Origin of the sequence: Massilia sp. CFBP9012 (assembly GCF_034045115.1) — a bacterium.
Lineage (GTDB): Bacteria > Pseudomonadota > Gammaproteobacteria > Burkholderiales > Burkholderiaceae_D > Telluria.
Genome location: NZ_JAXCWM010000012.1, coordinates 17,713 through 32,301 on the forward strand (window position 1 = coordinate 17,713; position 14,589 = coordinate 32,301).

A 14,589-nucleotide genomic window follows, 5' to 3' on the forward strand; every position below is an offset into this window, starting at 1 on the left:
GGCTACGCGCAGGGCGCAGCTGTCCACGCGGGGCGTGGGCTTCTCCTGATGTGTCGGAGCGGACGGGGCGCATGCGCCCGTCCACGAGATCGGCCAGCTGGCGCTGGCGCGGGTGACGCCGGATGAAGCTGGCCGGGGCTGGCTTCGGTCCGGGTCGGTGCTGCCGGGGGTGCTGCTTGGTCTTGCCTGGTGCTGCTTAGTGCTGATAAGCGCCGAGGTCGATGGCGCTGCGGCGTGCTTTGCCGTCGATGTCCGCCGCCGGGGCATAGGTCGCCAGGCCGCGGCCGATCGCCGGCGAGCTGGTCGACAGCTTGTAGTTCGGCAGTGCAGCGGTACGCGAGTAGCCGGCGAACAGCGGTTCCGAGCTGATGGTGCCCGTATGGGTCAGGCCATTGCGCAGCTGGAAGTTGTAGGTCGTGTTCTTGGTCACCAGGTTGTTCTTATAGGTGTTGCCTTTACCCGTGGTGCCCTGCTCCGAAATGCCGTACTTGTTGTCGTACACGATGTTGTTGTGCACGTGGACGTTGTTGGCGCCCGCTTTCGTGAAGTAGAAGTCGCCACCACCCACGATGATGCCGAACACCGACGAGCTCACCGTGTTGTTGACGATCTGGATGTCAGTCGCGTCATGCCACAGGTGGATCGCAGCCGAACCTACACGGTAGACGACGTTGTTCTTGATGGTGCCCGAGGTGCTGTGATAAATGCCTTGCACGTAGGTGCAGCCTGCCGGGCCGATGTCGTTGACGACGTTGCCGATCACATCGCTCTTGACGCCCTTGTAGTAGCTGTCCACGCCGATCGCCGAGCCGCCCGCGCTGTTGCACGGGATCGTGGTCGCCATGTGATGCACGTGGTTGCCTTCGATCACATTGTACGAACCGCCGGTATAGATACCGAGCACCCATTTGGTGCCGGTGCCGATCTTGCTGCCGTCGACGTCGAAACCGATGATGCTGACGTAGTTGCCACGGTTGTCCCAGGCCGTCTTGTTGGTCGAGTTGGCGGGCGGTACGATTTTGGCGCCCCACTTCGTGGTCGACACCCAGTAGATGCGGCTGCTAGCGGTGCCGCTGGCGGTGGTCCTGATGCCGCCAGCATAGGTGCCAGGCGCTACGAACACCGTAGTGCCGGCCTTGGTCGCGGCCTTGGCGGCGCGCGCCAGCGTCTTGAACGGTGCGGCCTTGGTGCCGGCGGCGGTGTCCGAGCCGCTTGGCGAGACGTAGAAATTGTTCGGGGTGGTCGGGATGGCGGCGGCGTTGGCCGACATGGCGGCGGCCAGCAAAGCGATGGCGGAAGCGGCGCGGGTGAGGTTGGTACGGATCGAGGCAAAGTGAGCGAAGGTCTGCATGAATGTGTCTTACCCTAATTAAACGATGTAACCCTTTGAGTGCGAGGAACTTCCTAAGTTCAACTGTTTTTAGGAAATTTTTTCTTGGAGTATTAGATTTCTAAGTAAAATTTCCCTATAGAAATTAAATACTTGCCAGAAGTGGCCGTCGTAAGACGCAGTGAAGGACGGTCTTGCTGAGTCGTCTGGAAGCGGACCCACGCCTGTACGCGGTTTCCACGACTAGCGCATGCCAAGCATGCGCTGGGCGGGAAGCATGGCTGGCGCGGCTTAGAACCTATCCCGGTAAGTGGGGGGAAGCTCATGGCGGTGCATGGCGAGCGTAGGCAAGGCGCTAGGAGGCCGCATGGCTAGCCAGGCAACGACGAGTTCACCGTGTTGTTGACGATCTGGACATCGGTCGCGTCATGGCCAAGGTGGATCGCAGCCGAACCCGCACGGCAGACGACGTTGTTCCTGATGGTTGCCGTCGGCGGTCCGGGTGGCCGGTGCAGTAGTGGCGACGCCGTTGTCCATCGGGGCCGGCGCCGGGTCCGGTATGGCCGTTTCCTGTGCGACGGTCTCACGCGCTGCGGGGCCGGCGTCGATGGCGCCCGTGGCCATGGCGCTCGGCGCCTCCGTGGTCGTGCTGGCCACCGTGTCAGCCAGCAAATGCTGATTGGCGGACTCGTCGGCCATACCGCCGCAGGCGGTGAGCAGGACGGCGACGCTGCATTACAGCGCGGCCTTGATGTGGAATGACGAAGCGAAGGTCACAGGTTTTTTCATCGGGGGGTTCCTCACCGCAGTTAAAGAATGTCCCCTTTGAGTGACGCCTATTTCTTTAGTTCATTTATTCCAGGAAATTTTTCCAAGTAATATGAAATCCCCACGAGATCCGTCCCCGTAGAAATTAGACGCCACCATGATCTAGATCGAACCCAACACGAAACCAAAAGTCGCGCTCAGCAGTCTTATCCCACTGCTACTTAACCCGAGGAGATTTCAATGGGCGAATACATGCAAATCCGGGGCATGCTGCAAGATGGCGAGGAATATGCCGGTCTGATCTTGGGCAAGGATGAACCCGACTACCACCTGGTCCTGCTGCCAGGCGACTCCTCCGACGTCAGCTGGCCCACCGCCGTGGACTGGGCCAGCGGTCACGGGGGCGCGCTGCCGACGCGGCGCGAACTGGCCCTGCTGTTCGCGAACCTGCGCGAATCGTTCGAGCGCAACTGGTACTGGTCGAGCGAGCCGCACGCCACCCGCGCGCAGCTGGTCTGGGGCCAGAATTTCGCAAGCGGCATCCAGACCATCTATGGCCGGCCCTACCGCGGCCATGCGCGCGCGATACGGCGCATCAGCACAGCGGCCTGAGCCGGCAACGCGGGCGGGCCGGGTTCAGGGCTTCGGCACGCTGGAGCGGCCGATGTCCTGCTCCATATTCGCCAGGTACCAGGCGGTCGCGGTCATCAGCGCCACATGGCGGCGCAGGATGTCGGGATCGACCTTGTCCAGCGTGTCGGCCGGCGTGTGGTGGTAGTCGAAATAGCTCGAGGTGTCGACGATCGGCGCGAAGCTCGGCACGCCTGCGCGTTCCAGGCCGGCCAGGTCGCCGGTGGCCAGCACGTCCTGGCGCTGGAACACGTTGGCGCCGATCGGCTGCAGCGCCGCTTGCAGCGGCGCGAACAGCTTGACCGACTGCGGCATCACGCTGGCGCGCATGCCGAAGGGGCGGCCGACGCCGTTGTCGCTTTCGATCGCACCGAAGTGCTTTCCCGCGTTGGCCTGCTCGGCGGCCAGGTAGGCGGCCGCCCCGCGCTGGCCGTTCTCTTCGTTCATCCAGGCGACGAAGCGGATGGTGCGGCGTGGGCGGTAGTCGAGCTTTTTGAGCACCTCGAACACGGCCATCGCGCTGGCGACGGCCGCGGCATCGTCGTGCGCGCCCGGCGACAGGTCCCAGGAATCGAGGTGGCCAGAGACGATCACGATCTCGTCCGGTTTCTCGGTACCAGGCAAGTCGGCGATCACGTTGAAGCTGTCGGCGTCCGGCAGGTTCTGCGGGGTCAGCACCAGCTTCATGCTCAGCGGGCCGCGCTTGGCCAGGCGCGCCATCAGCATCGAGTCTTCCGCCGTCACGGCGGCGGCCGGGATACGTGCATTCTCGAGCAGGCCCGATGAGCCGGTATGCGGCAGGCGGTAGGCCGCGCCGCCGACCGAACGCACCAGCGCGCCGACAGCACCGAGCTCGGCCGCCATGCGCGGGCCATTGCGGCGGTAAGCCGAACCCTGTCCATAGGCGTGGCCGGCCAGGCCGCGGTCGGCCATGTGCTGGTCGAACGCCACGTCGAACAGGACGATCTTGCCCTTCACTTCTGCCGCGCGCGTTTTGAGTTCTTCGAAACTCTTGAGCACCAGCACCGGCGCTACCAGGCCCTCGGCCGGAGTCGCGCCCGAACCGCCCAGTGCGGTCAGCACGACGCGCTGGCTCACGCCCTGCGGACGGCCCGTGTACTCGACTAGCTCGCCGGTCTCGATGCCACGCACCCAGTGCGGCACTTTGACTGGTTGCAAGGTCACCTTGGCGCCGAGCTTGCGCATCGCTTCCGCAACCTGGGTCACCGCCGCCGCCGCGCCGGGCGAGCCGGACAGGCGCGGACCGATCAGGTCGGTCATGTCTTCGGTACGTTGCCAGGCGTAATCGCTGCTCATCGCCGTGTCGCGGATCCTGGCGAGGGCGGCGGGGTCATTGCCAGGGCCGGCAGCCAGCGCCGGGACGCTCAACAGCGCGGCGGCGATGACGCCCATGACAGGAAGGTGGTGAAGACGGAAGCTGCGTTTCATGCGGGAAACCCTTGCTAGTTCGAAAAGATTCAAACGATAGCGCATTCGGCAACTTTTCGCTGCTACTTTCTTGCCGTACGTACAGATAGAAAACGGCGTGGACGGCGCCTTGTTCAGGCCGGCACCAGCCGCACCAGGGTGATCTCGGATGGCGCCCCGAAGCGCTTCGGCGGTCCCCAGTAGCCGGTGCCGCGGCTGGTATACACCCACATATCGCGCACGCGGTTCAGGCCTGCCACAAAAGGCTGCTGCAGCGGCACGAACAGATTCCACGGGAAAAACTGGCCGCCGTGGGTATGGCCGGACAACTGCAGGTCGAAGCCGGCCCTGGCCGCCTCCGGCGCGCTGCGTGGCTGGTGCGCCAGCAGCACCTTCACCCCGGCCCCGGACGGCGCGCCACGGACGGCGCGCCGCGGGTCGCTCTTGTGCTCGGGGTGGAAATGGTGGGCCGTATAGTCGGCCACGCCGGCGATCACGAGGGAGGCGGCGCCGCGCCGGCGCACCACGTGCTCGTTCATCAGCACCGTCAGGCCCAGGCGCCGCACCTCGGCGATCCACTCCAGCGCGCCGGAATAGTATTCGTGGTTGCCGGTGACAAAGAACACGCCGTCGGTTGCCTTCAGTCGCGCCAGCGGTTCGGTATGCATGGCAAGCCGCTGTACGCTGCCATCGACCAGGTCGCCGGTGACGGCGATGGCGTCGGCGCCGAGCTGGTTGACCTTGTTGACGATGGCGTTCAGGTAGGCGCGCTTGATGGTGGGGCCGACGTGGATGTCCGAGATCTGGGCGATGGCGTAACCGTGCAGGTCGGCCGGCAAGTCCCGGATCGGCACGTCGACCTTCACCACCCGCGCTACCCGGCGCGCATTGACGTAGCCGACCACGGTCACGGCCAGCGCCACCAGCGGCACGGCCAGTGCGCTGGCATAGCCGACCGCCGGCGTCAGCGCGCCGAAGGGCAGCAGCACCAACAGGACCACATCGCGCAGCAAGGTGGTGACCAGCAGCGACGAGAACAGGCCCATCGACAGCAGGCCGAGCCAGGCGAGCAGGTCCGACCAGCGCCGCCGGCGCAGCGAGGACGACATCAGCCCAACGGGCACCAGCGCGCCGAGCAGGCCCAGTAGGAGGACGCCGGCGGCAGTGCCGGCCAGGCCAAGCCCGAGGTCGGGCAGCAGGCGCATGCCGATATAGACCAGCAGCAAGACCAGCAGGGAGAGGACGACGACGAAACTACGGCTCGGGCGCATGGCAGTGATCGGATGAAGTTGGTCGTGCCTAGATGGGGCGCCCGCTGCTGCTTGCAAGACAGAATGTTACCAACCGAGATGCAGTTGTAAAAAACTGTATTAACGAATGGCACGATTCGGGCCCGGGAATATAGTACGTCCATACCCGGTGTCGCAGTCATCATTCCGATCTCCGCCAGGGTAAAAGGAAAGACCATGTTGAAATCGACAACCCTTGGTGCTGTGCTGCTGGCCGCTGTCGCGGTATCGCCGGCGGCAATGGCCGGTGATCGTGGTACGAACACGGCCGTTGGCGCGGTGCTTGGCGCCGTCGTCGGCCACACGGTCGGCGGCACCGGCGGCGCCGTTGCCGGCGGCGTGATCGGCGCGGCGGTGGGCAACTCCATCAACACCCGCGACGACCGTCGTCATTACGGCCACCACAATGGCTATAACAACGGGTACAACAACGGCTACTACCAGTCGCAACCGGTGTACGTGCAGCAGCGCCCCGTGTATGTGCAACCGCGTCCGGTCTATGTGCAGCCACGCCCGGTCTACGTGGAATCGCGTCCGGTCTATGTCCAGCCCCGCCCGGTGTACGTGCAACCGCGCCCGGTCTACGTCGAGCACCGCGGACGCGGCTGGGATCGTCATGACCGGCACGACCGGCGTGACCGCTGGGATCGCGACGACCGCCGCGGTCACCACCACGGCCACGGCCGCTGATCCACGCCGATCCGATGAGCCGCGCACCGCGCGGCTTTTTTTCGTCTCCCCTCCGCTAGTTCCCCGCATCGGCGCCATGCGCCAGGTTTGGGGGACACCATGTACGAAGCAGGCACCGTCATCTCGCTGGCCGGCGGCCAGTACCGCTTGCGCGAAGCGCTGGCCGGTTCGGCCTATGGCGTCGTGTGGCGCGCCGACAGCCTGCACGCCAACGGCTGCGTGGCCCTCAAGCTCGTCAACCTGGAACAGATGGAACGCGCACCAATCGGCCTGCGCGCGCGCTGGCTGGCCAGCGCCAGCACCGAGATCGCCTTCCTGCGCGGCCTGGCGCCATGGGATGGCCGCCACATCGTGCGCCTGCTCGACAGCGGAGAACACGCAGGCATGCCGGCGATGGCGCTCGAGCTGCTCGACGGCGACCTGGCCGGCCACCTGACCCGCGAAATGGCGCTGGGCCGCACGGTCGCCCCTGCCCGCGCCCTGGCCTGGATCGGCCAGGTCAACCAGGCGCTGGCCAAGGTGCACGCCAGCGGCTGGCGCTATCTCGACCTCAAACCGGGCAACCTGCTGCTGGACGGAGCGAGCGACGCCGTCAAGCTGGCCGATTTCGGCACCAACCGGCGCCTGGACGACCTGCGCGCCCACACCTACGCCGGCACCGCCAACTGGCAAGCCCCGGAACAGTTCTTCCCGGACGCCGATGGTTACGCCACCGAGGCGCGCACCGATTATTTCGCCCTCGGCGCCCTGTTCTACTTCCTGGTCTGCGGGCGCCTGCTGCGCTACAGCAGCGCCTGCGGCCAGGCGTGGCAGGCGCACGGGCGCGACGCGGCGGCCAGCCTGCTGGCCGAGCGCCAGGCCCGGCCAGCCGTCCTGCAATCGGACGAAGCGGCGCTGTTCGCCAGCCGCCTGGGCGCGGCCGCCGCGCCCGGCCTCGCGCTGTTGCGCGTGCTGGTGGCCGAGCGGCCCGCCGACCGCCCGCGCCATGCGCTGGACATCAGCCGCGGCCTGGCGGACACCGTCTCCGCATTCAATTCCGAGCCGCTGCGGAGCGCGGCATGAAGTCCGGAATCAAGCGCCTATCCTTCGGCGCGGCCCTGGCCGGTATGCTGCTGGCGCTGCTGTGCGCCGTGCAGCTGCTGGCCTTGATGAAGACGCCGGCCGCCTGGACGCCATCCGAGATCGCCGTGACCCTCGCCCCCGGCGAATCGGTCATGCTGGGCCGCCAGGAACTGGGGGCGCCACGCGCCGCCCCGCGCCAGTTGGTACTGCGCCGCGACCGTGACGGCGACTGGCTGCTGCGCAATGCCGAACCGCTGCTACCCGTCGTGCTGCGCCGTGGCGATGCGCGCCAGCGCAGCAGCGACCTGCCGCTCGCGGCCGGCCAGCGCATCCAGGCCGGCGCGCTGCAATTGGCAGTGGTCGCGGCCGAAGCCGGACGCGTCTCCCTGCACGACGGCGAACAGACCTGGCATTACGATGGCGCCACCGTGCTGCGCGACGGCCAGCCGCAGCCCGCATGTCCCGACAACGGCCTGTCTGCGCGCGCGGTGGCGGCCTGGAACCGCTGGCTGCCGCAAGGCGCGAGCCTGGCCCGCCCCCTGAGTCTCGGCGGCCTGCTCTATTGCGGCAACCGAATCGCCGCCGCCGCGATCGAACCCGGCGACGCCCTGCTGCTGCGCCAGGACGACGGCCGCATCGCCCTGTCGGCGCGCGGCGCCCAGCCGGTGCTGGTCTCGAACGGCGCCGGCTGGATCGACGCCGCCCAGCGCGAGCTGCCGCTGGCGGACGTGGATGCCTTCGCCGTCGGCCGCACCCTGTTCACCCTCACGCGGGATGGCGCCACCCTGCGCCTGTCGCCGTCGCGCCAGGTTGCGCTGTCGGCGGCGCCTGCGAACCAGTTGCCGGCCTCCGTAAGCTGGCGCTGGGAGCAACGCGACCATCTCGCCCTGCCCGCGCCGCCGCCGCTGGCCTGGGCCGCCGCCTGCCTCGTGATGTTGATGGGGCTTGCCTGCATCGCGCCCTTGCTGCGCGGGCGTGGGGGGCGTTCCGATCTTGTCCTGCCGTTCGCAGCAGCCCTGCTGGCCTCCGGCGCCATGCTGCTCCTGGTTACCCAGCGCACCGTCGGCGCTCCCGGCGCCGTCATCTCCCTGCTGTTGGCCTGGGCCACGCTCTGGCTGACCTTGCTGTACCCGCGCCGCGCCTCGCTGCTGGCCGCCAGCGCCGTGCTGCTGCTCGGCGCCGGGCTGCTGGTGCAGCTCGAGATGGGCCTGGGAGCCGGCGACACGGCCTGGCTGCGCCACTTCCAGAACACGACCGCGCTGCTGGGCCTCGGCCTGCCGGGCGCCCTGCTGCTGCTGTCTTGCTTTGCCCGCGGCGCCGTGTCACGTCCGGTCACCGAGCGCGTGCTGCTGGCGTTCGCCGCGCTCGCGCTGGGCGGCCTGCTGCTGCAAGTGTGCTTCGGCGGCGAGACCGGCGTGTTCGACATCCAGCCCTTCGAGTTCGCCAAGTTCGCCCTTGCCGCGCTGAGCGCGCACTGCCTGGCGCTGGCCACCGGCGGCGCGGCCCATGGCCGCCATGACTGGCGCTTCTGGCTGCGCATGGCGGCGCCAGTGCTGCTGTTCATCTTCCTGCTCGCGGCGGCCCTGGTGCGGGTCGACGATTATTCTCCGCTGCTGCTGCTGCTGGTATGGAGCGGCGCCATGCTGCTGGCCTGGTGCGCCAGCCATGGAAAGCGCGCGGCGCTGGCCTCGGTCCTCGTGGCGGCCGGTCTGCTGGTGGCGGGCGGCGTGACGATGCGCGCCGGCGGCGACCTGCTGGGCGCCTTCGGCTTCTATCCCGAACGCTTCCAGGTCTGGAGCGAACCGACCATCCACCCGCACACTGGCCAGCAGATGCTGCAAGGCAGCCGCGCCATCGTCCAGGGCGGCTGGCTGGGCGCAGATCAGTTGCTCGGTCTGGCGGCATTGGGCGGCGCGGCCGGCGAAGCGCTGGCCATTCCCGCCATCCAGGACGACTTCGCGCCCTCCTTCCTGTTGCACCGCCACGGCCTGGCGGCGGGCCTGGCCTTGTGGACCTTGCAGGCGCTGTTCCTGGCGGCGCTGCTGCGCGCCGCCGCCGGCGCTTGGCATCGCTCGAATGCGGCCAACGACTTCCGGCGCGCCTGGATCGGCCGCTTCCAGTGCTTCGCCCTGTGCGGCGGCGCGGCCTTCATCGCCGGCCACCTGCTGCTGTCCTGGGGCACCAACCTCGCCATGTTCCCGATCATGGGCCAGCCCATGAGCTTCCTGTCCGCGGGCGGTTCGCACCTGCTGTTTTTCATCTGCCCCCTGCTAGCGTTCGGCATGGCGAGCACCCAATTCAACGAGGAGAGTCAATCATGCCGGTCTATGTCCAACACGAAGTCCTAGGCAAGGTCCAGGATGTGTTCAACGCCGACGCCCTGTGGCAGGCGCCTGGCCTCGCGCTGTTCTCGCGCCGTCCGCTGCTGCGCGACCTGCTCGAGCGCTCGCCGCGCGAGCAGCGCGGCCGTGCGGCCACCCGCTGCTTCTCGCACGTGACCCTGGTGCTGCCGCAGGACGAGGTCGACGACGACCGCCACCTGACCCGCGGCGCGCGCGTGCGCGACCTGGCGCAATCGCTGGCCGCGCTGCACCAGAAGGATTTCGGCGACCTGCTCGGCGGCGACGAAGTGCGCTACCACGTGCTGGGCAGCGACGACCTCGATCCGGGCGAAGTGCAGGTCAAGTTCGGCCACGCCGTCTACCTGCCGGCGCCGGGCGAGCAAGTCCAGTACACGGTGACCGCCTCACGCGACAGCGCCATCTGGCAGCCGGTCTGCGCCATCTATCCAAACCAGCGCCTGACCCTGGTGGGCCTGGACGGCGCCAACGCCACCTTCGCCGTGCCCGGCTGGCCGTTCGGTTCGGAAGGCGGCCTGCTGCTGGTGAACGACGGCCCCGGCGTCCCGCTCGAACTGCAGGTGCGTCCCAAGGACAGTTTCGAATGCCGCTTTGACGCCGCCAACGGCTACTACGTCCTGCGTGGCAAGGGCGCCAGCGCCCATCGCCTGCTGCTGAAGATCAGCCGCACCGGCTCAAGCGTCGCCGCCCGTCCGCAGCCTGCGCCGACCGCCAGCGCCACGCCCGCCATGCCGAGCGCGCAGCCGCAGCGCAGCCCGGCCGTGTGGAAGTCGCGCACCGCCACGCCGCCGGCAGCCGACATGACCGCGATGCCACTGGCCGCTTCAAGCCCGGCGACCCGCCCGGCACCCGCGACGGAGCTCGATGCCACCTACGCCCCGGTGGCGCGCCACCGCATCACGCTGGCCGCGCTGGCCCTGCCGCGCCTGAGCCGCTACCGCGAGACCGGCGCCCAGGCGCTCGAGGTCGGCCTGAACGCCCAGTTGCTGCCCAGTGCGCCGGGCAAGGACAGCGTCATCCGCTTCGCGGTCGACGACGCCGACGAGCTGCACGCGATCACCCCGGCCGGCCGCCAGCGCATCGCCGTGCCGTCGCAATTCGCGCCGCTCGACCACGCCAGCATCCGCCTGCTGGCGGTGCAGCAGCAGCTGGCCGAGCGCTATAGCGCGCTGCTGGTGCTGCCCGATGGCCCGTCGCAACCGGCCGCATCGGGCACGCGCCTGACCTTCGGGCGTGGCATGCCGTCGCTGGGCGCGCTGCGCGTGCTCGACACGCCGCAATTCGTGCGCCAGGGCGACGGCGCCCCGGCCGCCAGCGCCGACCGCCTCGGCCTGTCGCGCAACGCCTTCAGCTGGGAAGCCTCCGGCGACGGCCTGCGCATCGCGCGCCTGTCGCCCACCCAGGCGCTGTACCACCTGGACGAGCAACTGGCCCTGGTCGCCCAGATCGACACCGCGACCCAGGATCAGCCTTATGTGATCCCGCCGGGGCATCACCTGGTGGCCGGACACTACGTGCTGCGCTTCGACGCCTGAGGACGACGATGGTCACCTGGACTCAAGCGGCCGCCTACGCGGTGGCTTTGGTGCTCACCTTGTGCGCCTGCGCATGGCTCACGCCGCGCGCCTGGTGGCGGCGGCCGAATGCGCGGGCGCTTGGTGTGCTGGGAGTCGGCACCGCGGCCGGTGGGACGCTGTTGCTGGCCATGTTCGGGGCTCCCGCATCAGCCCCGCAACTGGTGCAGTCGGCACAGGCACAGGAAGTGACAGGCACCGACGTGCCGGTGGCTGGCGCCCGCTATCGCGTGCACGATGCGCTCAACCTGCGCATAGCGGGCGGGGTCGGCGCCGAACGGCTGCTGGTGGTGCCGGCAGGCGCGCGGGTGGAAGCGACCGGCTTGCGCGACGGCGACTGGTGGCAGGTGCGTGCGACGGTCAATGGCAAAGAAATCGAGGGATGGGCCAGCAGCTTGTGGCTGCGGCGAGCCGATGAAGGACTTGTGAGTGTATCGTCACAGGGTCGCTTACCTGATTAACGCAGCACCTCGACCGCATGCATGGGATCGGTGTATTCCCGTATTTCAACGATTTCGCCATCACGAAGTCGAAACAATATGTGGTACTCGTTCTCATAGTGCTTTCCACTCGTCGTCACGCCATAAGAGCGTGCTTCAGCGGCCACCATGTCGCCTTCGCCAATCAAACTTTTCAACTCCATTCTTAATCCACCGTTGAAGAAGGCGAAAAGCTCTTCAAGGGCGGGCCGCATTTCAGCTCTGGTTTTTAATCCAGCAAAAGCAAACAAGTGAGGTTTGCCATTGACCCACCATGTCGCTTCGTTGCTCATCATGTCAAGAAGCTCATTGACGCCGCCCTTTTCGAACTGGCTGAGAAAACTTCCCACGAGACGTTTATTTGCTGTTGTATTCATTCGTGCTCGCGATCTGCGACGTGTATCGACAGCCCGGTTTGCCCAGGGAGTATGTCGTCTCGCAAGGTCAGCGCCGGGATCTTGTAATCGCCCCTGTTCTGAGGACGGAAAGCAATGCGATCTGCGCTGAAAAGGGTATCGAGTCGTTGTCCGAGTTCGTCACGGATATGAGTGAACCTGCTCTCATCTGTACTGCCAGCTCGATACACGACAAACGGCGGTATCACGTCGAAGCCCGGATAGAAGAGAATACCGTGCTGGATTGGGTAAAGTATGTCGTCGATTGGACCGTTGATGCCACGCGGACCATAATGCGATTCCCAGCCACCTGCTGTCACTATGAGCATGGCTCGCTTCCCTGCCAACGTGCCCTCGCCAAAACGATCTCCCCAATGTGTGTCGGAATGCTCGCCAACGCCATAGGCGAAGCCGAAAGCATAGACCCGCTCGATCCAGCCTTTCAGGATTGCTGGCATGGAGTACCACCACAGCGGGAACTGAAGAATTACCGCATCGGACCACAGCAGCTTCTCCTGCTCCCGAGCAATGTCCTCACTTTGAAAGCCGTTCTCGAAAGCATGTCTGGATTCGGAAGCAACATCGAACCGGGTCGTGGACAACCGTTGGGTCGTATCTTCGGCGTCGACAGCGGCTTTCCACTGCATTGCGTACAGGTCTGATACCTGCACCGAGTGTCCCGCGCTTTGCAGCCGCTGCACGGTGAAATCTTTCAGCGCCCCGTTCAAGGACCTGGACTCCGGATGCGCGTGGACGAGAAGAATATTCATCACTGATCTTTCAACGTAAGCAAAGGAGGACAGAATAGGCTCGCGTCAGGTATATTGGAAATGAATTATCGACATACGAGCTATTAAGATGCTTAATTTGCGAACACTCGACCTGAATCTGCTGGTCACCCTTGACGTGCTGTTGGCTGAACGGAATGTGACCCGGGCAGCGCGTCGTCTTAACTATTCCCAGCCGTCCGTCAGCGTTCACCTCGCCAAGCTCAGGGATATTTTTGGCGATCCCCTGTTGCTGCCTGGTCCGCGTGGAATGCAGCCCACCGCAAGAGCTGAGGAATTGATTCAGCCATTGCGCGACGCGCTTGAATCGTTGGAGCGCGCAGTGACGCCAGCCCGCCCATTCAACCCGGCAGAGTCCCAACATACCTGGCGCGTCGCTGCTTCCGACTCCAGTGGCTCGACTATTCTTTTACCTGCGATGGCCGCAATCCGGGCGGCGGCGCCGGCGGCTCGGCTTGCCGTGCTGGACCTGGTACCGTCACAGATTGCGAAGCAAGCCGAACAAGGTGACATCGATCTCGCCTTTCATACTGGCGAAGGCTCACCTCCCGGACTGCGCCGACGTACGCTTTTCGCCGAGCGCTATGTACTTGCTGGAAGAGTGGATCATCCGCGTTTGCATCCGCAACTCACGCTGGCGGAATTCTGCGAACTGGAGCATGTGATTGTGTCGCCAGATCGAGGCGGTTTCCATGGAGTGACTGATGATGCGCTTGCGAAGGCAGGATTGAAGCGCAAGGTGGTGCTTTCCGTTCCACAGTTCTTGTTCATGATGTCCGTCCTGGCTAGTACGGATCTTGTCGCCATGGTGCCTTCGCGTCTGGTACGCAGTACCAACGTGCTGCAGATCGTCGAGCCACCCGTGGACGTTCCCGGGTATGAAATGGTCATGCTATGGCATGAGCGTTCTCATCGGGATCCCGCTCATCAGTGGTTGCGGGAGACGATAGCAAAGTCGATCTGAGGGGCCTCGGTATCTCTCCCTGTAGATCTGGCTGCACCGTATCGGTCGTGAATAAGATATCTAATCGCGCGCGGTACGCCACACCTGCTGCTTGGGCGGCGTTTCGTGTGTCGGACAATTGGTGAAGCGCCGCCTGCCGTGCATCTCGATCATCTCGACGTTGGTCGTCGGCGCCCTGTCGGTAACACAGTAGGTACCCCTTCCGGTGATCACCCGCGTGCGGCGCGCGCCGTCGCCCGTGTTGTTCACCAGTTCCTCGACCTTGGGCGCCTCCCAAAGGCGCGGCGCCGCCATGGCGCGCGCGTGTTCCATGCCCTCGCGCATGCGGATCTGCGGGCTATCCGGTGGCAGGACGATCACGGGCTTGTTTTCCTTGCGCAGGGCGCGGTCGATCTCGCCGACGCTGCGCCGCGCATTGGCGAGGATGTCCGCGGCGCTCGGCAGCGCAGCGGGCTGCTCGTCGACTGCCGTGGGCGCTGGCGCGGCCGATGGCGCCTGCGCCACCGGCGACACCTGTGCTGGCGCGATGCGCGCTGTCGGCATCGGAGCGGCTACCGATGCCGGTCTGACCTCCTTCACCGGCTCAGGTGCAGCCGGCTCGACGCGCGGTTCCAGCGTTGGCAGCAAGGGTAGCGATATCCACTGCATCGCCTCGTCGCTCCCTTCCTGCGGCATTGACGGCAACTTGCCGGCCATCTGCCAGGCCAGGATCAGTGCCAGGTGGACCGCCAGCGCGACGCCAACGCCGGCAAGGCGATCATTGCGTGTGCCGACAGTCGGCGGGAATGGAGTAGAGAGGCTGGTCATCGACCAGCAGTATAGCGAGCCGGCC

14 protein-coding genes are annotated in these 14,589 nt (G+C 66.2%); 7 read left to right on the top strand and 7 right to left on the bottom strand.

What is annotated here, in order from left to right:
* Nucleotides 1–196: 196 nt before the first annotated feature.
* Nucleotides 197–1,351: a DUF1565 domain-containing protein gene (locus tag SOM61_RS19375; RefSeq protein WP_320475594.1), complete on the bottom strand. Its 1,155-nt coding sequence runs from the start codon at nucleotides 1,349–1,351 to the stop codon at nucleotides 197–199.
* Between the two features lie 405 nt (nucleotides 1,352–1,756).
* On the bottom strand, nucleotides 1,757–2,029 hold the full coding sequence (locus SOM61_RS19380) for a hypothetical protein (RefSeq protein ID WP_320475595.1): 273 nt from the start codon (nucleotides 2,027–2,029) through the stop codon (nucleotides 1,757–1,759).
* A gap of 309 nt (nucleotides 2,030–2,338) precedes the next feature.
* On the opposite strand from SOM61_RS19380, the gene SOM61_RS19385 reads away from it, so the two are divergent.
* A complete protein-coding gene (locus tag SOM61_RS19385) occupies nucleotides 2,339–2,710 on the top strand; it encodes an Lcl C-terminal domain-containing protein (RefSeq protein ID WP_320475597.1) in 372 nt (123 codons plus the stop codon).
* A 24-nt stretch (nucleotides 2,711–2,734) separates the two neighbouring features.
* Here SOM61_RS19385 and SOM61_RS19390 read toward each other — a convergent pair whose 3' ends face one another.
* Nucleotides 2,735–4,177, bottom strand: coding sequence for a M20/M25/M40 family metallo-hydrolase (locus SOM61_RS19390; RefSeq protein WP_320475598.1), 1,443 nt, complete (start codon nucleotides 4,175–4,177; stop codon nucleotides 2,735–2,737).
* Between the two features lie 113 nt (nucleotides 4,178–4,290).
* Nucleotides 4,291–5,427 carry a metallophosphoesterase gene (locus tag SOM61_RS19395; RefSeq protein ID WP_320475599.1) on the bottom strand — a complete coding sequence of 379 codons (1,137 nt, stop codon included), beginning with the start codon at nucleotides 5,425–5,427 and terminating at the stop codon, nucleotides 4,291–4,293.
* A 195-nt stretch (nucleotides 5,428–5,622) separates the two neighbouring features.
* Between SOM61_RS19395 and SOM61_RS19400 the strand changes: the two genes are divergently transcribed.
* From SOM61_RS19400 to SOM61_RS19420, 5 genes are all read left to right on the top strand, one after another.
* The gene (locus SOM61_RS19400; protein WP_147934582.1) at nucleotides 5,623–6,135 is read left to right on the top strand and encodes a glycine zipper 2TM domain-containing protein; all 513 of its coding nucleotides are present in this window, start codon (nucleotides 5,623–5,625) and stop codon (nucleotides 6,133–6,135) included.
* Nucleotides 6,136–6,234: 99 nt separating this feature from the next.
* Nucleotides 6,235–7,197 (top strand): protein kinase domain-containing protein, encoded by a 963-nt coding sequence (locus SOM61_RS19405; protein ID WP_320475600.1) that lies wholly within the window; start codon nucleotides 6,235–6,237, stop codon nucleotides 7,195–7,197.
* Nucleotides 7,194–9,545 carry an FtsW/RodA/SpoVE family cell cycle protein gene (locus SOM61_RS19410; RefSeq protein ID WP_320475601.1) on the top strand — a complete coding sequence of 784 codons (2,352 nt, stop codon included), beginning with the start codon at nucleotides 7,194–7,196 and terminating at the stop codon, nucleotides 9,543–9,545. Before SOM61_RS19405 ends, SOM61_RS19410 begins: the two co-directional genes overlap by 4 nt.
* Nucleotides 9,515–11,092 carry an RAD23 family protein gene (locus tag SOM61_RS19415; protein ID WP_320475602.1) on the top strand — a complete coding sequence of 526 codons (1,578 nt, stop codon included), beginning with the start codon at nucleotides 9,515–9,517 and terminating at the stop codon, nucleotides 11,090–11,092. The genes SOM61_RS19410 and SOM61_RS19415 overlap by 31 nt, the downstream gene beginning before the upstream one ends.
* 8 nt (nucleotides 11,093–11,100) lie before the next feature.
* The gene (locus tag SOM61_RS19420) at nucleotides 11,101–11,592 is read left to right on the top strand and encodes an SH3 domain-containing protein (protein ID WP_320475603.1); all 492 of its coding nucleotides are present in this window, start codon (nucleotides 11,101–11,103) and stop codon (nucleotides 11,590–11,592) included.
* On the opposite strand, the gene SOM61_RS19425 is transcribed toward SOM61_RS19420, so the two are convergent.
* Both SOM61_RS19425 and SOM61_RS19430 read right to left on the bottom strand, forming a co-directional pair.
* The gene (locus SOM61_RS19425; protein WP_320475604.1) at nucleotides 11,589–11,987 is read right to left on the bottom strand and encodes a nuclear transport factor 2 family protein; all 399 of its coding nucleotides are present in this window, start codon (nucleotides 11,985–11,987) and stop codon (nucleotides 11,589–11,591) included. The two genes, SOM61_RS19420 and SOM61_RS19425, sit on opposite strands and share 4 nt — an antisense overlap.
* Nucleotides 11,984–12,775, bottom strand: a complete 792-nt coding sequence (locus tag SOM61_RS19430; RefSeq protein WP_320475605.1) for an NAD(P)H-dependent oxidoreductase — start codon at nucleotides 12,773–12,775, stop codon at nucleotides 11,984–11,986. The genes SOM61_RS19425 and SOM61_RS19430 overlap by 4 nt, the downstream gene beginning before the upstream one ends.
* 88 nt (nucleotides 12,776–12,863) lie before the next feature.
* Between SOM61_RS19430 and SOM61_RS19435 the strand changes: the two genes are divergently transcribed.
* A complete protein-coding gene (locus SOM61_RS19435) occupies nucleotides 12,864–13,757 on the top strand; it encodes a LysR family transcriptional regulator (RefSeq protein WP_320475606.1) in 894 nt (297 codons plus the stop codon).
* A 60-nt stretch (nucleotides 13,758–13,817) separates the two neighbouring features.
* Here SOM61_RS19435 and SOM61_RS19440 read toward each other — a convergent pair whose 3' ends face one another.
* Complete coding sequence (locus SOM61_RS19440) at nucleotides 13,818–14,564, bottom strand: hypothetical protein (protein WP_320475607.1); 747 nt, start codon at nucleotides 14,562–14,564, stop codon at nucleotides 13,818–13,820.
* Nucleotides 14,565–14,589: the final 25 nt, after the last annotated feature.